The organism is Mucilaginibacter sp. 14171R-50, assembly GCF_010093045.1.
GTDB lineage: Bacteria > Bacteroidota > Bacteroidia > Sphingobacteriales > Sphingobacteriaceae > Mucilaginibacter.
Window position 1 is genome coordinate 2,852,028 of the sequence record NZ_CP048115.1, and the last position, 24,721, is coordinate 2,876,748.

Consider the following 24,721-nt stretch of genomic DNA (forward strand, 5'->3'; position numbering starts at 1 on the left):
CATAAATGAATATTATTATGTGTAATTAGTTAAATAGCTGTGCTTAACAATTAAAGACCTGTTTATTGGCAGGTCTTTATTTTTCTAAATTAACTTCTTTTAATATGTTAATGAAATGAAGAATTTTATTCTGATATTTTCGTTGTGGAAAAGACCTGCCATTTTCCCATCCTACAATCGTGTCTTCGCAAACCCCAAACACTTCTGCGACCTCTCTTTGTAACAGCCCCCTTTCAATTCTCGCCTTTCTTATGTGCTCCCCCAGCGTTTGAGGATTAACAGGAATGTCCTTTGAAGGCGGCTTTTTCACTACCTTGCGGTATGGAAGAAAAGTGGACGCAAGAATGCCCATGTGGTTATTACAACCATCCTGAGAAGGAATGCATCTGCCCTCCGGGCACCGTTCAAAAGTATCTGAGTAAAATATCCGGGCCGCTTCTGGACCATTGACCTGCACGTAGAGGTTACGCCGGTAAACTTTAATGAGTTATCATCCGATAGGCTGGCCGAGAAAAGCGAACTGATACGCGACAGGGTGATGAAAGCCCGCGAGGTGCAACTACAGCGGTTCGGCAACCGGCCAGATCTGCATGCCAACGCGCAGATGAGCCCACAAATGGTGAGGGATATTTGTAAAATAACAACCGCCGGCCAAACCCTGCTGAAAAAGGCGATGGAAAAGCTGGGCCTGTCTGCCAGGGCTTATGACCGCATCCTGAAAGTTGCACGCACCATTGCCGACCTGGCCGGCAGCGAAGAAATATTGTTAGAGCACCTTGCCGAAGCCATACATTTCAGAAGTTTGGATAGGGAAGGCTGGGCCGGGTAGCGATGAGGCCATTAAACAATAAAATGATCGACCATACGAAGCATCGTTGCATCGTTACTATCGGATTGGAGCTCCCTGTGGCACTTCTATTTTTTTGCTTAAATAGTAAAAAAACTGAAGCTCGTTTACCATGTGGTTTCTAAGCTCACAATTGTTTAAACAATAATTTTTGATAGCCTGCTAAATACAAACTGTCGTAATCATAACATTTTTGTAATCGCAATATAATGTATACTTAACAAGTGTTCGGCTAATTTGCGTCTTCAAATACCGCATGAAAAAGATCTTAGTATTTTCCATATTTTTCTTATTTTCTTTTGGTGTATCTGCACAATATTCAGGCGCATTGCCCGGGTACAAAATTGTAACGGGTAATAACTGGGTTAAAGCAAAAAACTATTACCTGCTTACCTTACTTGAGCAGGACAAACAGGTACAATCCCTTTTAAAAGCCGACGCCCAGTTAAGTAAACTTTCGCAAGAAAAGTATAATGCCTTGCAAGCCGCGATAAAAAATTGCAAGGATGGGCTTTGCTTGCCGGCAGCTTTGAAGTTTACCGATGCCGATATTGAGCTGGTAAGTAGCCTCTTAGCGGCTTTATACAAGCCCGGTAACGCGTTAGACAAGTTAGTTAAAACACAGCTCATTCCGTCTGGCTGTTATATTTTGTATAAAGACGAAACGCCCGCTAACCTTTTAATAAAAGCCTGGCAACAGGATGCCGCGGCGGTAAATTTTGCCATCGGGGTGTATGGCGAAGGCCGAAAGCCCAATTATCCCGCTATTGATTCTATCAGCTTTGATGTTCACAAGAAAAACTACCTTATATTAATGTATGATTGTGCAACCGAGGTTGCCGATGTAACCAGATCAACCAGCCTTTTCTTTGCCATACCTCTCCACTCAGCGCTTACTTATCTTGAAATAAATGAACGCAATAATGCGGGCGACTTTGAACCGATGGCAGCTACCGAAAATAAGCTCGCCGTAACCAAAATAAAAACTATTAATTGGGCGGGGTATCCATACAGCCATATACTGGTGCCGGGGGCAGGTCCGGATAATCTGATCACACCATTAAGCGGAGAGGGAATGTTGCGCTGCCGCACCGCGGCAAGAGCATACTTTACAGGTAAAGCGCCGTTTGTAGTGGTATCGGGCGGGGCGGTGCATCCTTACAAAACCCGGAATAACGAGGCGATTGAAATGCGAAAGTATATGATCAAGACCTTGCATGTGCCCGCCTACGCGGTAATAATTGACCCGCATGCCCGCCACACTACAACCAACATCCGTAATGATGTCAGGATAGTTTTTAGGTATAGTATGCCGTTTGCACAACCCGGACTTATCGTTACCGATAAATACCAGAATGATTTTATAGAAAATATGGAGAAGCGATGCCTAAACGAATTAAAGTATATACCGTACAAGCTGGGCAAGCGATTATCTGAAACCGAACTTGAATTTTATCCGGTTATTACCTCGCTGCAGATAGATGCTGATGAGCCAATGGACCCATAAAAACACATGAAAACTACACTGTCTGTCATCTCGTTATTATTAGCCGCCTGGCTTACCCCATTTGTTCAAAAGAACATCAATACCACCATCGTGCGCGAAACTACTGTAGATTCGCTTGGCGCATGCCAGGGAGCATCTTACCAAAACGGCCGCATATTTTTATACGGCGATAGGGAGGTGGGCATGATACGCGAGTACAAGTGGCAAAAGGATAGCCTTGTTTATACAAACAAAGAATATAAGCTCACCCAAAACGGGCAGGACGTTATAGGCCACCCAACAGGCATTGCGTTTAATGGCAGTAATAAAGTGTTTATTGGCAACTCCGTCCGTCTGAATAAAGAGGGTACGCAGTGGAAGGCCGTTATATACCAGATTAACTGGCCGGGATTGCAAAATACAGGCACGCTTGATGGCAACATCATCAGCACTATTGACGATGACGCCTGCATACAGGGCACCCGCCCCGAATATGTAAAGTATAACAACAAATGGTACCTTGCCACTGCCGATTATGGCAACAAAGGAAACGAAGTAAGGTTGTACGACCCCGAAAAGCTGGCACGTTGCAAAAAAACGTCAGAACCGGGGGTGCTCTACAAAAAGTTTACCTGTACACCTTGGGTGCAAAACCTGTATTGGGTATCTGATAAAGGCATCCTTATACTGATACAAAATCAGGTTGAAGGCCGTAAATGGCGTTTAACTTATGTAGACCTGAAGAAGTCTGTAGATGCCGGTGGTATGCAGGTGATCAAGCAGATTGATATAGACAGCCGACCGGATGAACTGGAAGGCTTTACCTTCATTAACGGACATACGGGCATTGCCGTTACCTCCTCGCGTAAAAACAACGTTAGCTATACCAACACTACCTGGTAAAATATTTTTCCACTTAACAGAATGTTAACCTTTATACGCTGTTTTGTTAAGACATCTGTGATAGCTTTGTTGCCATTATAGTAAAGTACCTATCTGTAATTTACTTTTACTTTAATAAAGTAATCAACTTATTTAAAAATCGTTAAAATTTTCTGCCTATGTAGCACCATTTCCTATCGACCAGAAAACAGGCATAAAACACAAAAACCGGAGCTGCGCTAACATCTTCCGGTTTAAGTGATCGCTTGTTTATAAACTCATACCAATAAGTCTTTCAACAATTAACTTTTAAATGTATGCAAAAAAAGATTACCGACAATCTTTTAAAGCAAGCATGTAACAGTATTACTTTTGTTTTACTGTTAATGTTTGCTACCACGGCTTTTGCCGCCAAACCCGCTGTAAGTGCAGCAACTTTCGACAACATTACAGGTACCGTAATAGACGAGACCGACCAGCCACTACCCGGTGTAACCGTAAGAGTAAAAAATACATCTGTTGCAGTTAGTACCGATGCCAGGGGCCACTTTTCTATTAATGCCGATAGGGGCGCTACCCTGGTGTTTAGTTTTATTGGCTACATAAGCCAGGAAATTACTTACGCAGGCAGCCCGATAAATATAAAACTTAAACCGCAGGCCAACATGCTTAACGAAGTGGTGGCTATTGGCTATCAAACCATGCGTAAAAGCGATGTAACCGGCGCCATTTCAAGTGTCAAAGCAAGCGAGCTTAACCTGGCCGCGCCAACCATTGGGCAGGCTTTAGTTGGTAAAATTGCCGGTGTGCAGGTGTCGCAAACCAGTGGTGCGCCTTACCAGAGTACCAAAATACGCGTAAGGGGTGTGGGTTCGTTCAACGCCAGTTCCGATCCGCTTTATGTTATTGATGGTTACCCTGCTAATAACGACGTGTATATTAATCCGGAGGATGTAGAATCTATAGACATTTTAAAAGATGCTGCATCTGCTGCTATATATGGTTCAAGGGCATCAGGTGGGGTGGTTTTGATCACAACCAAGCGCGGTAAAGAGGGTAAAGGCAAATTTGAATACGATGTTCAGATAGGTAGCGACCAACTGGCCCATAAAGTAAAGTTGCTTAACTCTGATGACTTTGCCCAGTTAGTTATTGATGGCCGTAACAACGCCTACCATGACCTTTGGGTGAACACGGGCCACACATGGAATGATGCCATGTACGGCGACCCAAATGCAACCCGGGTTACCAACGTAGGTAACGCAGGTAGTGTGCAGATCCCCGATTACCTGTATGACTTTTCGACTCAATCGTTGAAACACCAAACGGTAAACACCGACTGGCAGGACGAGCTCTACCGCAAAACGTTGTACCAAAAGCATACGCTTTCGTTTTCGGGCGGCTCAAACGGCACGCGTTATTATTTTAGCGGCGCTTACCAGAACCAGCCGGGTATCATTGTATCATCAGGCCAGGAGCGTTATAACTTTCGTTCGAACGTAGAGTCCGACATCAGCAAAAAATTACACGTGGGCGCTAATGTCTCTTATACCCAAAACTACAACCGCGAGACGCAGGAGGGAAGGTTTGATCACGGCCCTATATTGGGTGCATTAATTTATATGCCATTCTTCCCGGCCTATAACGCAGATGGTTCCCTGGCAACCAATACAGCGGCTGCGCAGTCATCGGCCTATGGTTTCCAAAGCATTGAAAACCCTGTTGCGCTGGCAACCCGTACAAAAATTAGCAGGAAAGGTTACCGTACCAACGTTAATGCCGTGGCCAGCTATAAAATAATTGATCCGTTAACCTTTAAAGTCAACGTTGGTACTAATACATATAATGAGAAGTATGATTACTATTTGCCAACTACTTTAAGTAGCGGTGCTAACCCACCGGGGTCGGCACAGTCAATTGCCGCTGCTAATGCAGTAGCGCAAACCAATACCGTTAATGATCAATTAGCCGAGTTTACACTTAATTACAACAAGCAATTCGGTAAACATCGTATCGACGCGTTGGGCGGTTATACCATTCAGCGCACAACCGGCGACCTTATGTCGGTTACGGCAAAGGGTTTCCAGAATGATAACGTTACCGAAATAACAGGTAAGGGTGCCGATGCAGCCTTTTTTACACTAAACAACAATACAGGTAAATCAACTACTACGCTACTATCTTATTTTAGTCGGGTTGCCTATAACTACGCTGGTAAATACTACTTAACGGGTTCATTCCGTGCAGATGGTTCTTCTCGTTTTGGCCCTAAAAACAAGTACGGCTATTTCCCATCGGTAGCTGCCGGCTGGACAGTATCTGAAGAGCCTTTTTACAACAGCCTGCTTGGCGAACAATCAACCGTTAAATTGCGGGCAAGCTGGGGCTTAAGTGGTAATTACAATATTCCTAATTACGGTTATCTGCAAACATTGTCAAACCCAACCGGTGTGGTATTTGGTAACGGCCAGGTTGCCTCTGCAACCTATCCTAACGGTTTAAAAGACCCTAATCTTAGCTGGGAATCTACCTCTCAGTATAACTTTGGCGCCGAATTTGGTTTACTTAAAGACCGTTTATCGTTAATTGCCAATTACTACATAAGTAAATCTTATAATTTGTTGTACAACCAGCCTATATCGGCTATTTCGGGTGCTACAACAATCCTTACCAATCTGCGTAACTCAGAGATCCGCAACACCGGTTTTGATTTCCAACTGGATGGCCGTGCTGTTCAGAGTAAAGATTTTAATCTGAGTATAAGCGGTAACATCTCTATTAACCGCAATAAGGTTACCAAACTTAGCGGCAACAATACCATTATTATTAACGGTGCCGAGCGTTCGTACTTAACCAACATTACCCAACAGGGGCAACCTGTAGGTATGTTCTACGGCTTTAAAGTAGCGGGCATGGTAACTGAAGAGAACATTGGCAAAGTTGCACCGTCATCGGCACAATCAAACCCATTACATGTTGGCGATCTTTATTTCGAGGACACTAACCGTGATGGCGTCGTGAATGATGCGGACAAAACCGTTATCGGTAACCCATACCCGGATTTTACTTATGGCTTTGCTATTAACCTTAACTATAAAAAGGTCGACTTCAGCGCATCTTTTAACGGTTCGCAAGGTAATGAAGTGTTAGACGGGCAGGATTATTACCTGTACAATATGGAAGGATCGGGCAACCAGTATGCAAACGTGGCCGACCGCTATCGTAACGCTGCAAACCCGGGCAATGGCACCGTTTATCGTGCATCACGCGCAGGTACACAAAGCAATAGTACCCGCTTATCAACTTTCTATCTGCAAGATGGTTCGTTTCTTCGGTGTAATAACATCACCCTGGGTTACACTTTGCCAAAATCGGCTGTTACAGCTATTGGCATGAGTAACCTGCGTATTTACGGCTCGGTGGTAAACGCGTTTACCATCACCAAATACAAAGGGTACAATCCCGAGGTTGACTATAACTTCAGCAGCGGTGCTTCAAACAACACCCAGCCGTCTAACCTTGCCCCCGGAATCGACTATGGTGTGTATCCTTTGGTGCGCTCGTTCAACTTAGGCGTACGTGCTACATTCTAACATTAAATGATAAAAGAGATGAAGAAGAATATTATTATAACCGTGAGTGCAGCCGCTTTGCTCGCAGTATCAATGCCCTCATGTAAAAAAGATTTTCTGGATCAGAAAAATCCTAACGCAATTGACTTAAGCGAAAGTTTTCGTACACCGTCAGACGTTTTAACAGCCGTGAATGGTATTTACCAATCGTTACGCAGCAGCAACAATATTGGCGAAAACAGCGGTTTGTGGACGGATGAACGGTCTGACGATACGGGCCGCAACGACAATCAGTCTAACGCCGGCGAGCCGTTTCAGTTTGGCAATTTTTCTATACTGCCAAGCAACACCTATTTAAAAAGCCATTGGGTATCATTGTATGGTACTATCTCTCGTGCTAATGTGGTGTTATCAAACATTGATAAAGTAACCTTTAGCGATCCTGCCCAAAAGCAGCAATATATTGCCGAAGCCGAATTTTTACGTGCGGTAATGTATTTCCAGTTGGTGCGCACCTGGGGCGACGTGCCCCTGGTAACTAAACAACTTACTTATGGTGAACTGACCGACGCTACTGCCCGCGAAAAACAGGCCGTTGTTTACGCGCAAATAGTAGCTGACCTTAAAGATGCATTGAACAGTAACCTTCCCGATCTGCAAAGCGGCGCAAACCTGGGCCGTACATCAAAAGCAGCCATAAATGCTACATTGGGCCAGGTTTATTTAACCATGGCAACCACGCAAGACCAGGCCGCCCGTACAGAGAATCTCAACAACGCCAAAACTTACCTGCTTGCCGCGTACAATATGCGTAAATTTGGTAGCTTAAGCAGTATCCCGTATGCTGATGTTTTCGACGTAGCTAAGAAAGCTTCCAACCAGGAGGTCATCTGGCAGATCGTAAACAAACAGGGCGACCCTACCTATAGCTCTTCTATAGCTGCCAATAACCAGGCAAAAGGCGAAAACATCAATTCACTCGCGCCACAGTCTGGCGTGGGCGGTAACGTAACGCCCGATCTGATCAAGGAATACGAAGCAGGCGACCCGCGTATGGCGTTCTCGGTAAAATTTGCTAATGACCCTATTGTTAAGGATTACTTTATCACTAAATTCAGGGATACAAGCCCTACGGCGTCAAACCTGGGTTATGGCGGTAACGACTGGATACTGATCCGCTACGCCGATGTTATATTGATGCTGGCCGAAGTAAGCAATTACCTCGGCGATAAAGGTGGTGCAATTACCTACCTGGATATGGTACGTACAAGGGCAGGTATGCCAACTTACGCAGCATCATTGACCAACCCGGCGTATGCCGACAAATACACCGACTTGCGTATGGCTATCCTGCACGAACGCCGTGTTGAGCTGGCGTTTGAGCACCACCGCTGGTTCGATCTGTTGCGCACTTTTAATGCCGAGGACCTTGTTATTTATTTCAGAGCTAAAAGTCAGGCGGATTTTGGTATACCTAAACTTAGTAACTTCACCACAAAAGACATTTACTTCCCGATCCCGTTTGATGAGTACAAACTGAATCCGGAGAAAATGTACCAAAACCCGGGCTATAATTAATAATGATAATAATATAAAAGGGGAGTAACATCCCCTTTTTAATTTGCTTAAGATGAGAACCAAACTGATCGTAACTGTACTGCTGTTAGCCGCCGGCAGCCTAAAAGCCCAGAAAAAAGTATTGGTAGCCGCGCACCGTGGAGACTGGCGGAATGCGCCGGAGAATTCGTTACGTGCTTTTGAGTATGCCGCCGCTATGGGTGTAGATATTGTCGAGCTGGACTTAAACAAAACTAAAGATGGCGTGCTTATTATTATGCACGACCAAACTATCGACCGAACCACCAATGGCAAAGGTAAACCGTCTGATTACACGCTGGAAGAGATCCGCAAGTTTGGTTTGAAGAATGGGTTAGGCCGTGTAACCCGCAACTCTATTCCAACCTTTAAAGAGGTGATGCAGGCACTTAAAGGAAAACCCATTATGGTAAACCTGGACAAGAGCTACCCATATTACCGCGAAGCCTGTCAGGCGCTTAATGAAACCGGCACATTGAAACAAGCCATATTTAAGGCAGAGGTAACTTACCCGGCAATGAAAGAACGCTATGGAAGTCTGATAGACAGCATAACCTACATGCCTGTTGTTAATTTGGATAAGCCGGACGCGCGGTTGATAATTAACGAGTACCTGCAACACATGAAGCCCTGGGCTTTTGAGCTGAACTTTAAAACGGATACCTCATCTATTCTTACCGATAATAAATTTATTACCCGGACTGGTGCTAAAGTTTGGCTCAACTCACTTTGGGCATCCCTCAACGCTGGGCACGACGACGACCTTGCTGTAGAAGAAGGCAACAAAAAAGATAGCTGGGACTGGCTGCTGGCTCATGGTGCGATGGTTTTACAAACAGACAGGCCAAGAGAACTGCTGGCGTATTTAAGATTCAGATACCTTCGCAGCCAAAAGGACTAAAAAAAGAACAGTAGCTATGTTTCAATAGTTTTTTTTATTCAGAAAAGTCTTAAAATCATATCTAACTTATCACGAAATGTACACACAGGCTATACCATTTTTTACCTTGTCTGTTTTTACGGTGAAGCGTACATCAAATGACTGTGATGTTCTCATCTTTTAACAGTTTTAAAAAAGTAAAACGATTAATAAATCCCCGAACCTTCGATTTCGGGGTTTTTTAAGATGAAAAAAGGTGCAGATTTCTGATCTTTCACGGTATTTTTGAGTCCTTATTTTATTATGGTTTTTGGTTCCAGATATTCTTCCAGACCTGTTATTCCGTTTTCCCGGCCGATCCCTGAACTTTTGAAACCTCCGAAAGGTGCCATGGGATCATGTTTTAAGGTATTGATCAATACCCGGCCTGCTTTAAGTTGATCAGCAACGTTTTGAGCGCGCGCTTCTTCGCCCGAGCTTACGTAGGCCATTAAACCGTATTCAGAATCGTTAGCTATTTTAATTGCTTCATCTTCGGTGCGATAGGAAAGAACAGACAACACCGGGCCAAAGATCTCTTCTCTGGCGATCTTCATGTCATTCCGCACCCCAATAAAAATGGTTGGCTTTACGTAATAGCCTTTTTCCAAACCCTCCGGCTTTCCCATGCCGCCGACAAGCAGTTCGGCACCTTCGTTAATTCCGCTTTGAATATACTGCTGGATACGGTCAAACTGCTTCTGGCTGGCCAGCGGGCCGATCTTAGCATCGGCGATAGACGGATCGCCCACAACAAATTGAGCAGCTTCCCGGGTCAATAGCCGTTTCACCTCGTCGATTTTAGCTTCGGGTACTAATAATCGGGTACCCGCGATACATGCCTGCCCATTGTTCATAAACGCTGCTTGAAGTGCCATTGGTATGGCTTGGTTTAAATCAGCGTCATCAAGTATAATGTTGGCTGATTTTCCGCCTAATTCCAGCGTTACGCGTTTCATCGTATCGACCGCTTGTCTGGCCAGTAGTTTGCCTACTACGGTGGAACCGGTAAATGATATTTTGGTTACCTGCTCATTTTCCATTATTGGCTTGGTGATCACTGCACCGTCTCCATTAACCATGTTGACCACACCCGCAGGCAGGCCGGCTGCGGCAATACACTCCATGATAATTTGTGCCTGCCATGCGCCGAATTCACTTGGCTTGAGTATCACGGTACAGCCTGCTGCTATTGCAGCAGCAACCTTAATAGCTATTGATCCGGCTACCGCGTTCCAGGGGGTAAATAAAGCGGCAATGCCTATAGGTTCCATTACTACGGAAGATTCATTCACCTGCTTTGTAAAAGCATAATCTTCCAATAATTTTGCCTGATTGGCAAAAGTGGTAGCGGCAATCAGGTTGGCCCATTTCGCCCGCTCATTGGGAGCGCCGTATTCCAAAATCGTCGCATTGATCAGATCATCTATCCGCGATTCAATTTCGACGCTTATTCTGTTTAAATAAGCAATCCGTTCGGCTTTTGTACTGGCGGCAAATGCCGGCAAAGCAGCTTTAGCCGCTTCAATAGCCAATAAGGTATCTTGCTCATCCGCATAGGTTATCTGTGCTATTTCTTCTCCATCTAAAGGAGACATTATTTTTACCACTTGTGTGCCATGTGGTTTTCTGAACTGTCCGTTCACAAAAACGCTTTCTATTGTTTTCATATCAAAATATTTCAAAGGATTAATGATGATGTCTTTTACTGCAACGCATTTGCGGCTTTAATAATTACTTCTGCTACGGCCTCGGCCTGAGAAATGAATATTACGTGGCTGCCATTAATTACTGTGATCTTAGCTTTTGCGCGTTCGTACATCGCACGTTCTGTCGAAGGGTTCAAAGCTTTATCAAGCGTTGCGATGATACCATAGCTTGGCTTGCTTTTCCATGCTACCTGCTCAACCGGTTCTTCAAAACATTTACCAATAATCGGCACTTGTGATGCGTTCATAAATTCGCTTTGTGCTGTGCTTAAATCACCCGCAAAGCCGCCATGAAATTTAGCCGGATCGAAGTAAACATAACCGAACTGATCAGGCGACGTGAAGCCAGCTTCGGGCGAAGCAGGTGCCGCAGCAACCCATTTTCCTGTAGTCTCACCTTTATCCGGCATAAAAGCAGCTACGTAAACTAATGCAGCTACCTTTTCATTTATGCCGGCTTCTGTAATGACGGTTCCGCCCCAGGAATGGCCTACTAAAACCACCTTTCCGTCCTGCCGGTTAATCACACTGTTGGTGGCATCAACATCCGCTTTCAGCGATGTTAAAGGATTTTGTACGATACTGACGTGATATCCTTTTTTGACCAGGATATCGTAAACCGGTTTCCAACCAGAGCCGTCGGCAAAAGCGCCGTGAACTAATACAATGTTTTTTACTCCCTTGGGTTGAGCATGAGCTACATCCGTTCCTAAGTTAATAAGTGCTGCTATAAACAGGATAGTAAAAATTAAAAAGTGAAGGTTTTCTGAAGATTTGAATGATGTTTTCATGATTCTATAAATGATTTAATTGTTGATGAAAAGATTAAAGACTGGCTGAAGGTGAAGGAACAGAGGTTTTGGTAGCGGCTAATATTTCGCCTGTATCCGGCTTCTGTATGAAACCGATCAGTTCCCATTTTTGAGTGTCGAACCCCGTTGGTAATGCCACCGTTTCGCACCCTTTGCCTCCAGGAGACAAAGAAAACGTACTTAATTGCTTCACTATTTGTGCATGTGTAAGGGTTCGGCCTTCATTTTCGCCCGCTTTTACTATGCTTACGGCATGCTTTTGTACCAGGGCGAGTACCAGATTGCTTTGCGCCGACCCGCCTTCAGACCGGTAGGTAACGTTTAAATTTTTGCCAACCTGATGCGCTTGCAGGCTTAGGGTAGGAGTGGCCGTTCCATTAAGGGTTGCGGTTAGCGTATTTCTGATCTGTTCCTCGTCTGACCCAACAAACTCGGTTTTACCATTAACGATAAGTTGTGGCGTATATACTTCGCTCGTAAACTTGCGATTATACCAGTACTGCCTTTTAGAAAATTCAGGGCTGCTAAATACATCTTTCCAACCCAGGCGGTTCCAATAATCTACATGGTAAGCTAATATATAAACAGGTTTGTCTCCCGCTTCTTTTTGAATGCGTTCCAGTAGCGCTTCGGCAGGCGGGCAGCTCGAGCAGCCCTCAGAAGTGAATAACTCTAATACGGCGAAACCTTTACCTGAATCGAAATTCATAGGTTTGCGTTTACTTAAATGCTGACGGTCTACATACGCAGCCGATGTTAATAAGAGTACAACGGCAGCGCAAATGGCGGATAATTTTAACATTTTCATAGTTCTGATCTTTTGATTTGATTCAAAACTATTGGTAGAACTGCACAGCCTGGAATAAAAAAGGGCTGAAGCGGACACAACTGCCCGTCAACCCTGAAGTTTTAACGATGAAACTGCGGTGTTATAAACTCATGCCGCCGTCCATAATGATCTCTGCTCCGGTAATAAAGCTGGCAGCATCTCCGCAGAAATAGGCTACCATCTTAGCCACATCGTCAGCTGTACCGATCTTCTTTAATGGGATCTGCCCGATCATCCAGTCGTCCAATCCTTTCCGTGCGGTTTGATTCAGCCCAAGCTTGTTTAGGATCTCAGTTTGCGTCGGGCCTGGACTGACTGCATTTACACGGATCTTGCGCGGAGCGAGTTCCAAAGCAGCGATGCGCATAACGGCATTTAGCGCAGCTTTAGTTGACGAGTATATCGACGAATTCGCACCGTTCATACTGGCGGTGTTGGAGGACAGAAAAACAACTGAGGCGCCGTCAGGTAAAAGGGGAAGGAAACGACTTAATGTAAAATATGCGCCCTTATAGTTGATATTCACGACCTGATCGAACGTTTCTTCATTTGCACTTTCTATGGAAGCCCCGCCAACGATACCAGCATTGATAAACAGGATATCTATTTTGCCGAACTTTTCTTTCACGTCGTCAGCTAGTTGCTCAATGGCGTTTACACTGCCTTGGTCAGCCAGTAGCCCGGTAACGCCTAATTCGTTGGCTGCCGCGTCTATCGCTTCTTTTCTTCTGCCGGTAATAATCACTTCAGCACCTTGCGCTTTTAATTCTTTGGCAGTCGCAAAGCCTATTCCGCTGTTGCCACCTGTTACTAATGCTATTTTTCCTTTTAAATTTTCCATTTGAATAAATTTTAGGCAAACCTATGCCATTATTGGTATAACTTTGTTACCAGTATCATGGAGTATACCAATAATGAATCAAAAAGAGCGAAATAAACTGGCTGAAGAAGTGCTTTCCAATCCACGAAATCAGCGGGAAGAAGTACAAGCCCTGCAGGACACCATTTATGTTATAGGCGGCAAGTGGAAATTGCCCATTATCAACTCTATCTGCAATGGCAACCGGCGGTTCCGGGAAATAGAACGTAGTATTCCCGGTATCACGACCCGCATGCTTTCTCGTGAGCTGAAAGATATGGAAGCGAACAAGTTGTTAAAACGGACCGTCATCCCTACAAGTCCGGTAACGGTAGAGTACTCGCCAACAGATTACTGTTATTCTTTCGGTGATATCATCCTGCACATGATCAAGTGGGGAAAAGAGCATCGCGAAAAGCTTAAAGAAAGCTGAACTGGAATTATCCAGCACGGTTAATGTCTAACTCGTGCCCAGATCTGTCCGCCTGGGCCATTATCTGCTCATTCCGGGGTTTGTTTTAGCACAACTTTGTGTCAACAATCAAAACAAACAACGTCATGAACTTAAAAACATCAAAAACAATTTACTGGTCAGGTGCCATCTTTATCTCACTTTGGTTTGGCGCAAGCGGTTTCTTCGAACTTACTAAAAACCCTGTCGTTTGGGACATTACCGTAGAGCTGGGTTACCCGCCGCACTTCATTTACATTCTCGGCGTAGCTAAACTTTTAGGCGTAGCCGTATTGTTAACTCCCAATCGCTTTCTTCGACTAAAAGAATGGGTATTTGCGGGCATCTTTTTCGATATCACCTTCGCATTCTTCTCTAAACTGGCTGTGCTTGGTTTTGCCCCGACTGTTGATGCCATTGTTGCTTTCATCGCAATTTCAATTACCTACATCATGTTCAGAAAACTGTACCCGGCCACTTACACCAAAGCCGGCGCAGAACAAGTAGTCAATAACTTCGAAAGAGTATAATCCACAAATCGTCAATCGCAACCTATAAATATCAATTGCCATGAAAGAAATTACAACTACCGGCCGTCGCATTTTAATAATTGCAGCCGCCGTAATGATAGTTATCATATTGCTAAGCAGTTCAGATCTGTTACGAGCACAGCCAGTGCTTAATCAAAGTACTGCTCAGCAAACAAGTCCGTCCGACACCGCTTTCACAAAAATTAAGCAAATCAAAGCTGGTGTGCTCAACGTAGGTTACGCTGAAGTTGGACCGGCAAACGGCAAGCCGGTTATCTTACTGCATGGCTGGCCCTACGATATCAACAGCTATGCCCAAGTGGCGCCGTTACTGGCAGCGCAAGGCTACCGCGTTATCGTACCCTATCTAAGGGGGTATGGCAGCACTACCTTCCTTTCTGCAAAAACCGTACGCAACGGACAGCAGGCAGCGCTGGCGGTAGATGTAATTGCTTTGATGGATGCCCTTCATATTCAACAAGCCACACTGGGCGGCTTTGACTGGGGGGCCCGTACGGCAGATATTGTTGCAGCCCTGTGGTCAAACCGCGTAAGGGCTTTGGTATCCGTGAGCGGTTACCTGATCGGTAGCCAGGCAGCTAATAAAGCTCCACTGCCTCCAAAGGCAGAGCAAGCATGGTGGTACCAGTACTACTTTGCTACCGAGCGTGGCCGGTTAGGTTACGAGGCCAACAGAAAGGATTTTGATAAGCTGATATGGCAAACTGCCTCTCCGGAATGGAAGTTCAGCGATGCAGTTTATGACCGCTCCGCTGCGGCCTTTAATAATCCCGATCATGTGGCTATTGTGATCCATAATTATCGCTGGAGATTAGGCCTTGCCATTGGTGAACCACAGTACGATGAGTTGGAAAAGAAACTGGCAACCGCTCCAGCTATAACCGTACCTGCCGTAACCTTAGAGGGCGATGCTAACGGAGCACCCCATCCGCATCCTGCCCAGTACATAGCGAAATTTAAAGGCAAGTACGTGCATCACACCTTAACAGGCGGCATCGGCCATAATTTACCGCAGGAAGCTCCGCAAGCATTTGCCAACGCTATTAAAGAGGCTGACGCGCTTGCACAATAATTGAATAGTTAAATATTAGTAAACAATAACCTTAATCAAATGGAAAATCAAAATGTGATCAGCAGCGCCAATACGGCAAATGCTGAAATAAGCAAAGTATTATACACCGGCAAAGTTCATATCACCGGCGGCCGTGAAGGTAACGCAACCAGCAGCGATGGCCGTTTAAATATCAGCCTTTCTACACCCGGCGGCCCCGGTACCGGCACTAACCCCGAGCAATTGTTTGCTGCCGGCTGGTCCGCCTGCTTCATCGGCGCCATGAAGCATAATGCTTCCGGCTTAAAAATAGCCTTGCCTGCAAATCTGGCTGTCGACGCCGAAGTTGCCTTGGGTACCGGGGACGGCGGTTTTCAATTACAGGCCCGCCTTAACGTCAGCCTGCCCGGACTGACTGCAGAACAAGCCAAAACAGTAGTAGAGGCCGCGCACCAAACTTGTCCTTACTCAAAAGCGACACGTGGCAATATTAACGTAGAGATCAATGTAGCAGTTTAACGGCTATTGTGTTTGATTGAAGTGGAAGCGGGCTTGAAAACTGCTTCCGCTTTTTATTTAAACATCATCCGGTAGATCAGTTCCCTGCGCTCAGCAATTAGTTGATCAAATTCCTGATGGTTCATCTTAAAGAACTGGCGGTAAATTGGCGACATGATAACCGGATAAGAAAGCAAAGAGAAAAGGTTGATCAGAAAATGTTTAGGATTCATCTTTCCAATCGTTCCCAACTGCATTTCCTTTTCAATTTCAGTTAGAAAAAAAGATATGGGGCCCTCATCAATTTTAGTCACCAGGCCATGACCGACAGTATTCATCTCCGTGACCAGGAAAACTTCCTGATAAGGGTATTCCCTCATTTCCGTCGTAAACGCATCGATCAACATCTCTATTTTTTTTCTGAAAGGCATCTTAGCCGACATGATGTTTCCCAGGCGCAGGCTTAAGCCCTGCATGGATTCTTTAAAAACTTCGGCAACAAGCTGATCTCTGGTTCTGAAATAATAGTGCAGTGCGGCGCGGTTTACGCCGGCGGCAGTAGCAATGTCCTGCGTAGTTGCATGTAGTTTTCCCTCCGCAAAGAAAATGCGTTTAGCCGTGGCTTTAATTAATTGTTCGGTTCCGTTGTCTTTGGCTGGCATATGTTTTTAAAGAATTTTTTTTACCTCAATAGTTTGGTCAAGACCTATCTCTTCCGTAAAGTAGCGGTCATGGGATATCACCAGCAACGTTCCATTAAAATCCTTAATCGTTGAAGTAAGTACTTCCAGGCTTTTCACATCCAGGTTGTTGGTCGGTTCATCCAAAATCAGTATATCCGGCGTGTGATTACTTACCGATAGGCAGCATAGCGAAAGTTTCATTTTTTCACCGCCGCTTAACACCCCACAATTTTTGTCCCAGGCCTGGCGTTCAAACTGTGCATAGATCAATAGCGATTTAAGCTCGTGTTCCTGCAAGTTTCGGCTATTGTAATGCTGCAGCTGCTCATAAACCGTCCTATCAGGATTAATAATCCTGTACTCTTGATCGAGGTACAGGTAGGTGAAGTCTGTCCGGCTGATGTTTCCGAGACTCGCTGTCAGTATTCCGGTAATTAATTTAAATAAAGTAGTTTTCCCTGCGCCGTTATCCCCTTTAATGTGCACCCTGTCGCCCGACCGAATTTGAAAGCTAAGCGGTTTCCAAAGCGGCCCGTTTCCAAAATCGTAAGTCAGATCAGTCGCATCCACCAGCACTTTGCCCTGGTGAAGATCAGACGGTCCAATGTCAATTTTAAGTACCTGGTATTGCTGTATCTGCCCACGGATATTCCTGATATTGTCACTGATGGCCGAAAGCTTTTCATCCTGGACATCCAATGCTTTAGCCGTACTGCCTTCGGCTTTACTTTTTAAACCACCTGCAATAATCCTTGGCAAAGACCCTGATTTCCCTTTAGCTTGTCCGCGCGATTCTATCTTTTGCCGTTTTTCGGCCACATCGCGGGCTTTCTGGTGTATTTGTTTTAACGTTTTCGACTGCTCGTGTAATTCGTTCTGCAAGGAGTTTACTTTACCTTCCTTCTGTTCCCTGTAAAAGTCGAAATTGCCGCCATAAGCTTCCATACCGAATGGGCTTAGTTCAAATGTTTCGGGGAACAGGTTAAGCAAAGTACGGTCATGACTTACCGCCAGTATTGTTGCTTTGATATTACTAATCAATTCATATAATTTCTCGCGGCTACGAACATCGAGGTGGTTGGAAGGCTCATCAAGCAGAATTATTTCAGGGGCGTGAACATCAATCCCTGCAAGGAATACTTTTGTCTTTTCACCCCCGCTAAGGTCTGCCATTTGTTGTTTAGGCAATAGATGACCAAGTTGCCACTTGCTTAAAGCTGCGCGTACCTTATCTTCAATTTCCCAGTCATCTTCCAGGTTGTTAAAGTGTTGCTCGTCAATGCTACCTTCTGTAATTGCTTTTATGGCTGCTAACTTATGTTCAACCTTTAGCGCTGCTGCAATTGTTAAGCTATTATATTGACCTAAGTGCTGTGGTACATACCAGGGTGCCGATGATGTGAAAATAATACCTGTCGATGGCTGCGATATTCCTGCTATGAGTTGCAACAGTGTAGATTTTCCGGCTCCATTATTACCTACCAACGCAGCTTTCTCGCCCTTATTTATCGTAAAACTAATTTGTTCAAATAGCCGCTCCTTATTAGGGTGACGGTAAGATAAGGTACTTATCGTTATACTCATTCCTGTTCAAAAATAATAATTTAATCTTTTTTGTTTAACAAAAATGTTAAAATATATGTATAAAGTCCTTACTTTTAAGGGCGTATGTTGTCCATTTGGGGAAAGGAAATGTCCGCTTCACGCTCATAAGCTGGGTTAAAGGAACATCTAACGCGTACTTTTACGAAATTGATAGCTTTGTTAAACAATGTTATCTTCAAGGATTGTATAAATGAAAAACTCCAGGCTTAAAATATCACACGCCACTATTTGGATCAGTTCTGTCATACTGGGCTTGTTGTCATCAGTACCGCAACTAGCTTCGCACCAATTCAATCCGCTTGAAGCGGCGGTAAATGCGGGGCTAACCGGCTCTTTTGCCGTATTGATGTGGTATTTCAACATTTATATGTTATCGCGTAAGCCAGGTAACAGGCGCCGGCAAAGTATCTCGTATAGCAAATTGTTCAGCTCTTTATTATTCGGCCTAATCGTGATGTTTGCTTTGGCCTGGGTGCAGCAACTGATTCTTTCTCACATCAATTTCGGCCCTACCATGCTGATGGTCGAAGTGCGCGGTATACTCATTAACCTGGTCTTTTACATGTTCTTAAATCTGCTGCAACAGAACTATGAAAATCAGCACGTGAGCATGGAACTGGAACGCATCAAAAGCGACAACCTGGCAGCGCAGTACGAATTGCTGAAGCAGCAGATCAATCCGCATTTTTTGTTCAATAGCCTAAACACCTTAAAGGCGATGGTAGAAACCGGCGACGAGGAATCAGTGAATTTTATTCTCAAACTGTCCAACTTCTACCGCTTTACTTTAGAGAGCCGAAAACTGGACCTGATCCGTTTAAGCGAGGAGATGGAGATTGTGAACGCCTATCTTTTTCTACAACGGGCACGTTTCGATGGTGGATTTACATTCACCAGTAAGCTAACCGATCGGACGTTAAAAACCCTGGTTCCTCCTTTTACACTGCAATTACTAATTGAAAATTGCATTAAGCATAACATCGTATCGTTACAGCGCCCGTTGCATATTAGTATTTACGAAGATGGCGAGTACATAGTAGTAGAAAATAAACTGCAGGTAAAAAAAGGCGAGGTGAGCTCCACAGGTGTGGGCTTGAAAAATATTGGGTTACGTTACAGCCATCTGCTGGAAAAGGATATTGAAATTATTAATGACGACAAAACTTTTAAGGTAAAACTTCCGCTTATATATGAACATTCTCATTATTGAAGACGAACGACGGACGGCTAAGTCGCTCGAAACCATTATTAAAGATCTCAAACCCAACGCACGGATAACCGGACAATACCAAAGTGTAGAAGAATCGGTAGCAGCATTGAGCAATACAGCAGCACAACCGGATCTGATCTTTATGGATATTCAGTTGGCTGATGGCTTATCGTTTGAAATATTCAAATCAGTAAAAATCACCTGTCCGGTTGTATTCTGTACCGCTTTTGATGAGTACTCGCTGGAGGCATTTAAAAGCAATGGTGTTGATTATGTACTAAAGCCGTTCTCCAAAGACGACATTAATGAAGCACTGCGAAAGGTGGATGAGCTAAAAAACTTTTTTCAACAAAAAACTTCGCCCGATTTAGAAAGCCTGCTCTTAAGGCTTAACCCCTCTAGCGGGAAAACTAGTTTTCTGGTTTTTAAAAATCAGAAATATACGACCGTGCAAACAGATCATATTGCGTTCTTCTACATCAGAAATGATTCCACCTCGATAATGTGTTTCGACGGGCAGGAGTATGCGCTTAACCAATCACTTGATACTATTGCTGCTTCTGTTTCGGCTAGACAATTCTTCAGGATTAACCGGCAGTACCTGGTCAACTTCAGGGCGATTAAGGAGGTAGAGCACTATTTTCTGCGGAAGTTATATGTTAAACTGATTATCGAAACGCCGGAAAGACTGCTTATTAATAAAGAGAAATCGCACAGCTTTCTGAACTGGATGGAAGAGCGGTAAAATTCTTGCTCAAGTGATTAATCTGATTTTTTCATTTCCTGGTTAGCTTAATCTTCCATACACAGGGTAACACCTGTGCGTTTAACCCTTTGCAGGCCTTCCGGTAGATCGGTTGGGCGGCGCGCCACGTTAAGTGCCCAAGTTTCGAAAGTAAAAAAAGCTGATTTTGCCCTTTGTTATTTTAAAAACCTGTCTTATCTTTAATTTCTGCTTGCTTAATGGTTAAAATTAGCAAGATAGTTAATACCTAAACCCGTCCTGATGAAAGCCCCTTACATTATAACCTTTTCCCGGGTGCATGTAACGTATAATCTCCGCGGGATTGCTGTACCTGACCTGCATACTGAAAAAGGATGATGGCAGAGAAATCAATAGTAATAGGTTGTGATGATACCGACCGGCTGACCTTATTGTTGAGTGCTTTTAAAGAAACCTGCATGTTTAAATTCCGGATAACATCCGTTACCCGGGGTGTCGATCTGGTCAAGATCACCAAGGCGGTTGAACCGGATATTATCGTACTGAGCTTTTGGAACAACCAATTGATTATCGATACCTGTTTCCAAGTTTCAGCAAATAAAACGCCCGTGTTGTGTGTGACAAGGGGCATCGAGATAGAGCGGCTGTGCTGGTCAGCACAGCACATTATGTTTACTTACTCCATCGAGCACATTAAAATAAAAAATCACCTGTGCTCGTGTATAAATTCTATCTTTCTTCTGCAGCACGAATCACCCGCTGCGGTGCCGCTTGCGGCAGTTGGAATGCCAGGGGTTGATCCGGCCGCGGTCGCCAGCCTTAGCCGCTATATTATGGAGCTCGACCAAAAGTCAGTGCTTTTAACTAAAGTGAAAAACCGGATCGCCGGCATTCACGAAAAAGCGGATAATTCATTAAGAGGCGAACTAAGTTCCATTGTTAACGCAATTAAAATTGCGCAAAACGATAAACACTTATGGATAGATTTTAAACTGCATTTTGAGCAGGCAAACCCTAACTTTTTTGGGTTTTTAGCGGCCAGGTACCCGTATCTCACTCCGATCGACCTTAAGTACTGCTGCTACCTCAAAATGGACATGTCTTACGACGACATCAGGAACCTTTTAGGCATAAACCAGGAGAGTGTGCGCACGCATACCTACCGCCTAAAAAAGAAACTCTCCCTTACCCGGAGCGAAGATCTCAGAAAGTTCCTCCGGTCAGCGTGCTGATCATCACCCTTTATTTCTTCCGGGATATACAAACCAGGCGGGGCTTTACCGTCGCCGTTTTTTGGGTGTCTATGTTTTGTCTATCCGGATAATATTTTGCTTCGCGATGTTCATGATTGGTATACGCCGGGTTTTAACGCGACTGTTTTGAAGGTCGTAATTTTACTTTATCCGTTAGGCAACATAAACAGCTACTATGATAAACGAGGCACTACAGTTTATAGTTCAGGCTTTGAACCAGGCGCTTAAAAACAATTTTCTGTCTGATGAAGACCTTGTTGTTATGAACAACGTGATTCAGGCGGATGGTACCATACCCCTTATCAATCAAAATAAGGTGGTGCTGTCGCTTATTAATATCGAAAAGGAGACCAATAAGCCGTTTAATACCTATAAGCGGCCGTTAGAAGATAATAATTATGCCGCGGGCAGTCCTTCCGAATATTATAACCTTGATATTCTTTTCAGTTCGAATTTTGATGACTATAGCGAATCGTTAAAAATGCTGAGCGCAGTTATTGCCTATTTCCAGGGCCACACTTCGCTTACCCCTGCCGATTCATCTGCAATACCCGCCGGTATAAAAAAGCTTGACGTTGATGTAGAAAGGCTGGCTTTTCATCAAATGCATAGTTTATGGACGGCTATGGGTGCAAAATATCAACCCTCTATCCTCTATAAGGTAAGGTTACTAAATATACAATCGGGCCAGGTAAAGGGAGCGGTTGCGGCTGTTACAAAAACAGAAAACATGGTTACGCAATGAAAGTTAACTGCAACATATTTTTTGAACTGATGACCAGGCACGCATACTACGAATCGGGTTGGTGCGAGTGTTTTAGTTTTAGTGCGGACGAAGATACAGCACGTTTATTTAAGCGCTACCAAATAGGTATTGCAGCAGTTGCAGGAGGCTTTAAACTTTACACGTTTGGCAGGGGCTTAACAAACCTGGTAGATAGTTTGAATGCAGCAGGCCCCGGGTTTTTCCAGATAAATATCAATTGCAGCGACCCCACGTTTTATAACTTCACCGAACTGCCGACTAATTGGATAGGGAGTATAGAGTATAACACGGCATATACATCTGCAGCAACCGCAAATGCTGCAGAGCTTTATGCGAAGCTGCTGCCTGATGCGCAGCCCGGCTACGCTGGTAAAATCATCATAAATTTTAATGATCTTACATCATTGAACGGGCGGCCAGCTTTTTACATTGAATTTTCGCCGCGGGCTACGCAATGGCAGTATTATGTTATTAACCAAAGTGCGGTATACCTTTCGTCGCCGGTTATAGAGGATAAGCAGCACCAAACCAGCTTTGAGGGGCCGCAACAGGTAACAACGGTGATGGGGCAGCCGGCACTGTTCTTCTCATCTGGCCAGCGCCTGCTGCCGCTGAGCAACTGGCCTAAATATAAATTTAACCTTTTAGACCGCCTGCCACCTAAAAGCCAGGGCACGGCTGCCTTTGCAACCACGGCCAAAATGGTATTTAAGGGTTTGCCGAACCCCGATCCGGGATATGTTAGCCCGGTTTTGGTTAATAACCGGCAGCAGCTTTCGTCACCGATGTACGTATACTTATAGTTAGCAATTTTAAAACATACTTTATGAACCTTTCAACAATCGCGTCTCCCGGAGTTTACATCAACGAACAGAATGCATTCTCTAACTCGGTGGTCCCTGTGGCTACCGCCGTACCCGCCTTTATAGGCTATACGCCCCAGGCCGTATATGAGGGTAAATCTTATACCAATGTTGCGTTTAAGATAACGTCATTTGCAGATTTTCAAGCAATTTATTGCTATCCGTCGCCGCCCGCACCGGCTCCCGCCGCCAAGCAGTACAACCCGCAGTATTACCTGGTAGCGCAAAAAAGCCAGCCGGCAACAGGTAATTACATGCTTATTAACGGTACCTATTACTCGTATGTACCAGATCCGAACTCTATATACTACCTCTATAACAGTATCATGATGTTTTACCAGAACGGTGGTGCCGATGCCTACATCGTTTCGGTAGGCTCTTACGGTGCAACCTCGGGTAAACCTGCAAACCCGGGCGACCAGATCGTAAACTCGAATGTGCAGTTAAATGACCTGCTCGGCGGCCTAAGCATCCTGCAGAATGAGGACGAACCAACCATGTACATCTGCCCCGAAGCCACCCTGCTATCGCTGGCGGATAATGGCACCCTGATGCAGGAAATGCTTTTGCAAAGCTCAACAATGGGTACAACAATAAGTGTATTTGACATTATAGGGGGTAAAGCACCCGACCCGATACTTTACACCAACGATATCACGAATTTCAGAAGCAGCACCGGCGCTAACGGACTTAGTTATGGTACTGCTTACTACCCGTTTGTGGGCACCAGTATCATGCAGCCCGGAGATATAGATTATACTAATCTGTTTGGTGGCGATACCAAACAGCTTGCACCCATAATCAACCCCGCCTCGGCGCCCGATCCTACAACGGCATCAATTTTAAGCACTATACAGTCGGGTACTTCTACCATGACGGTCCAGCAGTTAAATAATGCGCTTATAATTGCAAACCCTGTATATAAAACTATCATTAACAGCATCCTGCTCGACTTGAACATACTGCCTCCAAGCGGCGGTATGGCCGGTGTGATGACCACTATTGACCAGGCAGCCGGTGTTTGGGAAGCGCCCGCGAATACATCAATAGTAGGCGTATCATCGCTTCCTATCAAGCTTTCCGAAACGCAGCAGGCCAACCTGAACGTTGATGCATTATCGGGTAAATCTGTTAACGCCATACGCTCATTCAATGGTATAGGCATATTGGTTTGGGGTGCGCGCACGCTGGATGGTAACAGCAACGATTGGCGCTACCTGCCGGTAAGGCGTACCATGATCATGCTTGAACAATCGTGTAAGCTGGCGGCACAGGCCTATGTATTTCAGCCAAACGTTAAAAACACCTGGGAGGCTGTAAAATCTATGATCGGCAGCTTCTTAAACTCTATATGGAAACAGGGCGGGCTAATGGGCGCCAGCGCATCGGATGCATACAGTGTTGATTGCGGACTGGGATCGACAATGACCGCCGACGATATACTTGCGGGCTTTATGAATGTAACCGTAAAAGTATCGCTGGTACACCCCGCTGAGTTTATCGTGATCACCTTCCAACAGGAGATGGCAGTATCAAGCTAACCAATTGTATTACA

General features: G+C 44.8%; 22 protein-coding genes and 1 pseudogene. 16 read left to right on the top strand and 7 right to left on the bottom strand.

Annotated elements, in window-relative coordinates:
* Positions 1 to 76 precede the first annotated feature (76 nt).
* Positions 77 to 346: a helix-turn-helix transcriptional regulator gene (locus GWR56_RS13100; RefSeq protein WP_238395363.1), complete on the bottom strand. Its 270-nt coding sequence runs from the start codon at positions 344 to 346 to the stop codon at positions 77 to 79.
* On the opposite strand from GWR56_RS13100, the pseudogene GWR56_RS13105 reads away from it, so the two are divergent.
* The 6 genes and pseudogenes from GWR56_RS13105 to GWR56_RS13130 all read left to right on the top strand — a co-directional run.
* Positions 346 to 829: pseudogene (locus GWR56_RS13105) on the top strand (ATP-binding protein); the annotation flags it as partial. The gene GWR56_RS13100 and the pseudogene GWR56_RS13105 sit on opposite strands and share 1 nt — an antisense overlap.
* Before the next feature lie 274 nt (positions 830 to 1,103).
* Positions 1,104 to 2,354: a YdcF family protein gene (locus tag GWR56_RS13110; protein WP_162431681.1), complete on the top strand. Its 1,251-nt coding sequence runs from the start codon at positions 1,104 to 1,106 to the stop codon at positions 2,352 to 2,354.
* A gap of 6 nt (positions 2,355 to 2,360) precedes the next feature.
* A complete protein-coding gene (locus GWR56_RS13115; protein WP_162431682.1) occupies positions 2,361 to 3,236 on the top strand; it encodes a hypothetical protein in 876 nt (291 codons plus the stop codon).
* Between the two features lie 296 nt (positions 3,237 to 3,532).
* Positions 3,533 to 6,808 carry a TonB-dependent receptor gene (locus GWR56_RS13120; RefSeq protein WP_162431683.1) on the top strand — a complete coding sequence of 1,092 codons (3,276 nt, stop codon included), beginning with the start codon at positions 3,533 to 3,535 and terminating at the stop codon, positions 6,806 to 6,808.
* Between the two features lie 18 nt (positions 6,809 to 6,826).
* Positions 6,827 to 8,365, top strand: coding sequence for a RagB/SusD family nutrient uptake outer membrane protein (locus tag GWR56_RS13125; RefSeq protein WP_162431684.1), 1,539 nt, complete (start codon positions 6,827 to 6,829; stop codon positions 8,363 to 8,365).
* A gap of 52 nt (positions 8,366 to 8,417) precedes the next feature.
* Positions 8,418 to 9,284, top strand: coding sequence for a glycerophosphodiester phosphodiesterase family protein (locus tag GWR56_RS13130; protein ID WP_162431685.1), 867 nt, complete (start codon positions 8,418 to 8,420; stop codon positions 9,282 to 9,284).
* A gap of 272 nt (positions 9,285 to 9,556) precedes the next feature.
* Here the strand turns inward: GWR56_RS13130 and GWR56_RS13135 are convergent, their stop codons facing one another.
* The 4 genes from GWR56_RS13135 to GWR56_RS13150 form a co-directional block, all read right to left on the bottom strand.
* On the bottom strand, positions 9,557 to 10,972 hold the full coding sequence (locus GWR56_RS13135; protein ID WP_162431686.1) for an aldehyde dehydrogenase family protein: 1,416 nt from the start codon (positions 10,970 to 10,972) through the stop codon (positions 9,557 to 9,559).
* A gap of 35 nt (positions 10,973 to 11,007) precedes the next feature.
* A complete protein-coding gene (locus GWR56_RS13140; protein ID WP_162431687.1) occupies positions 11,008 to 11,802 on the bottom strand; it encodes an alpha/beta fold hydrolase in 795 nt (264 codons plus the stop codon).
* A gap of 34 nt (positions 11,803 to 11,836) precedes the next feature.
* On the bottom strand, positions 11,837 to 12,631 hold the full coding sequence (locus tag GWR56_RS13145; RefSeq protein WP_162431688.1) for a thioredoxin family protein: 795 nt from the start codon (positions 12,629 to 12,631) through the stop codon (positions 11,837 to 11,839).
* Between the two features lie 121 nt (positions 12,632 to 12,752).
* Positions 12,753 to 13,493: an SDR family oxidoreductase gene (locus GWR56_RS13150; RefSeq protein ID WP_162431689.1), complete on the bottom strand. Its 741-nt coding sequence runs from the start codon at positions 13,491 to 13,493 to the stop codon at positions 12,753 to 12,755.
* Between the two features lie 73 nt (positions 13,494 to 13,566).
* Here GWR56_RS13150 and GWR56_RS13155 point away from each other — a divergent pair, with 73 nt between their 5' ends.
* From GWR56_RS13155 to GWR56_RS13170, 4 genes are all read left to right on the top strand, one after another.
* Positions 13,567 to 13,944 carry a helix-turn-helix domain-containing protein gene (locus GWR56_RS13155; RefSeq protein ID WP_162431690.1) on the top strand — a complete coding sequence of 126 codons (378 nt, stop codon included), beginning with the start codon at positions 13,567 to 13,569 and terminating at the stop codon, positions 13,942 to 13,944.
* A 125-nt stretch (positions 13,945 to 14,069) separates the two neighbouring features.
* The gene (locus GWR56_RS13160; protein WP_162431691.1) at positions 14,070 to 14,492 is read left to right on the top strand and encodes a DoxX family protein; all 423 of its coding nucleotides are present in this window, start codon (positions 14,070 to 14,072) and stop codon (positions 14,490 to 14,492) included.
* Positions 14,493 to 14,532: 40 nt separating this feature from the next.
* The gene (locus GWR56_RS13165) at positions 14,533 to 15,585 is read left to right on the top strand and encodes an alpha/beta fold hydrolase (RefSeq protein WP_162431692.1); all 1,053 of its coding nucleotides are present in this window, start codon (positions 14,533 to 14,535) and stop codon (positions 15,583 to 15,585) included.
* A gap of 39 nt (positions 15,586 to 15,624) precedes the next feature.
* Entirely contained in the window at positions 15,625 to 16,083 is a 459-nt protein-coding gene (locus tag GWR56_RS13170; RefSeq protein ID WP_162431693.1) for an organic hydroperoxide resistance protein, read from the top strand.
* 53 nt (positions 16,084 to 16,136) lie between these two features.
* On the opposite strand, the gene GWR56_RS13175 is transcribed toward GWR56_RS13170, so the two are convergent.
* Positions 16,137 to 16,724, bottom strand: a complete 588-nt coding sequence (locus GWR56_RS13175) for a TetR/AcrR family transcriptional regulator (RefSeq protein WP_162431694.1) — start codon at positions 16,722 to 16,724, stop codon at positions 16,137 to 16,139.
* Positions 16,725 to 16,730: 6 nt separating this feature from the next.
* Entirely contained in the window at positions 16,731 to 18,329 is a 1,599-nt protein-coding gene (locus GWR56_RS13180) for an ABC-F family ATP-binding cassette domain-containing protein (RefSeq protein ID WP_162431695.1), read from the bottom strand.
* 211 nt (positions 18,330 to 18,540) lie between these two features.
* Between GWR56_RS13180 and GWR56_RS13185 the strand changes: the two genes are divergently transcribed.
* From GWR56_RS13185 to GWR56_RS13210, 6 genes are all read left to right on the top strand, one after another.
* On the top strand, positions 18,541 to 19,560 hold the full coding sequence (locus GWR56_RS13185; protein WP_162431696.1) for a sensor histidine kinase: 1,020 nt from the start codon (positions 18,541 to 18,543) through the stop codon (positions 19,558 to 19,560).
* Positions 19,541 to 20,305, top strand: a complete 765-nt coding sequence (locus GWR56_RS13190; RefSeq protein WP_162431697.1) for a LytTR family DNA-binding domain-containing protein — start codon at positions 19,541 to 19,543, stop codon at positions 20,303 to 20,305. The genes GWR56_RS13185 and GWR56_RS13190 overlap by 20 nt, the downstream gene beginning before the upstream one ends.
* A gap of 353 nt (positions 20,306 to 20,658) precedes the next feature.
* Positions 20,659 to 21,516: a hypothetical protein gene (locus GWR56_RS13195; RefSeq protein ID WP_162431698.1), complete on the top strand. Its 858-nt coding sequence runs from the start codon at positions 20,659 to 20,661 to the stop codon at positions 21,514 to 21,516.
* A gap of 196 nt (positions 21,517 to 21,712) precedes the next feature.
* Entirely contained in the window at positions 21,713 to 22,282 is a 570-nt protein-coding gene (locus GWR56_RS13200; protein ID WP_162431699.1) for a DUF4255 domain-containing protein, read from the top strand.
* Positions 22,279 to 23,106, top strand: coding sequence for a hypothetical protein (locus GWR56_RS13205; protein WP_162431700.1), 828 nt, complete (start codon positions 22,279 to 22,281; stop codon positions 23,104 to 23,106). Before GWR56_RS13200 ends, GWR56_RS13205 begins: the two co-directional genes overlap by 4 nt.
* Positions 23,107 to 23,129: 23 nt before the next feature.
* On the top strand, positions 23,130 to 24,707 hold the full coding sequence (locus tag GWR56_RS13210) for a phage tail sheath C-terminal domain-containing protein (RefSeq protein ID WP_162431701.1): 1,578 nt from the start codon (positions 23,130 to 23,132) through the stop codon (positions 24,705 to 24,707).
* Positions 24,708 to 24,721 lie beyond the last annotated feature (14 nt).

Coding starts and splice junctions, on each gene's coding strand:
- GWR56_RS13110 (WP_162431681.1), top strand. CDS start 1,104: ATGAAAAAGATCTTAGTATTTTCCATATTTTTCTTATTTTCTTTTGGT.
- GWR56_RS13115 (WP_162431682.1), top strand. CDS start 2,361: ATGAAAACTACACTGTCTGTCATCTCGTTATTATTAGCCGCCTGGCTT.
- GWR56_RS13120 (WP_162431683.1), top strand. CDS start 3,533: ATGCAAAAAAAGATTACCGACAATCTTTTAAAGCAAGCATGTAACAGT.
- GWR56_RS13125 (WP_162431684.1), top strand. CDS start 6,827: ATGAAGAAGAATATTATTATAACCGTGAGTGCAGCCGCTTTGCTCGCA.
- GWR56_RS13130 (WP_162431685.1), top strand. CDS start 8,418: ATGAGAACCAAACTGATCGTAACTGTACTGCTGTTAGCCGCCGGCAGC.
- GWR56_RS13135 (WP_162431686.1), bottom strand. CDS start 10,972: ATGAAAACAATAGAAAGCGTTTTTGTGAACGGACAGTTCAGAAAACCA.
- GWR56_RS13140 (WP_162431687.1), bottom strand. CDS start 11,802: ATGAAAACATCATTCAAATCTTCAGAAAACCTTCACTTTTTAATTTTT.
- GWR56_RS13145 (WP_162431688.1), bottom strand. CDS start 12,631: ATGAAAATGTTAAAATTATCCGCCATTTGCGCTGCCGTTGTACTCTTA.
- GWR56_RS13150 (WP_162431689.1), bottom strand. CDS start 13,493: ATGGAAAATTTAAAAGGAAAAATAGCATTAGTAACAGGTGGCAACAGC.
- GWR56_RS13155 (WP_162431690.1), top strand. CDS start 13,567: ATGAATCAAAAAGAGCGAAATAAACTGGCTGAAGAAGTGCTTTCCAAT.
- GWR56_RS13160 (WP_162431691.1), top strand. CDS start 14,070: ATGAACTTAAAAACATCAAAAACAATTTACTGGTCAGGTGCCATCTTT.
- GWR56_RS13165 (WP_162431692.1), top strand. CDS start 14,533: ATGAAAGAAATTACAACTACCGGCCGTCGCATTTTAATAATTGCAGCC.
- GWR56_RS13170 (WP_162431693.1), top strand. CDS start 15,625: ATGGAAAATCAAAATGTGATCAGCAGCGCCAATACGGCAAATGCTGAA.
- GWR56_RS13175 (WP_162431694.1), bottom strand. CDS start 16,724: ATGCCAGCCAAAGACAACGGAACCGAACAATTAATTAAAGCCACGGCT.
- GWR56_RS13180 (WP_162431695.1), bottom strand. CDS start 18,329: ATGAGTATAACGATAAGTACCTTATCTTACCGTCACCCTAATAAGGAG.
- GWR56_RS13185 (WP_162431696.1), top strand. CDS start 18,541: ATGAAAAACTCCAGGCTTAAAATATCACACGCCACTATTTGGATCAGT.
- GWR56_RS13190 (WP_162431697.1), top strand. CDS start 19,541: ATGAACATTCTCATTATTGAAGACGAACGACGGACGGCTAAGTCGCTC.
- GWR56_RS13195 (WP_162431698.1), top strand. CDS start 20,659: ATGATGGCAGAGAAATCAATAGTAATAGGTTGTGATGATACCGACCGG.
- GWR56_RS13200 (WP_162431699.1), top strand. CDS start 21,713: ATGATAAACGAGGCACTACAGTTTATAGTTCAGGCTTTGAACCAGGCG.
- GWR56_RS13205 (WP_162431700.1), top strand. CDS start 22,279: ATGAAAGTTAACTGCAACATATTTTTTGAACTGATGACCAGGCACGCA.
- GWR56_RS13210 (WP_162431701.1), top strand. CDS start 23,130: ATGAACCTTTCAACAATCGCGTCTCCCGGAGTTTACATCAACGAACAG.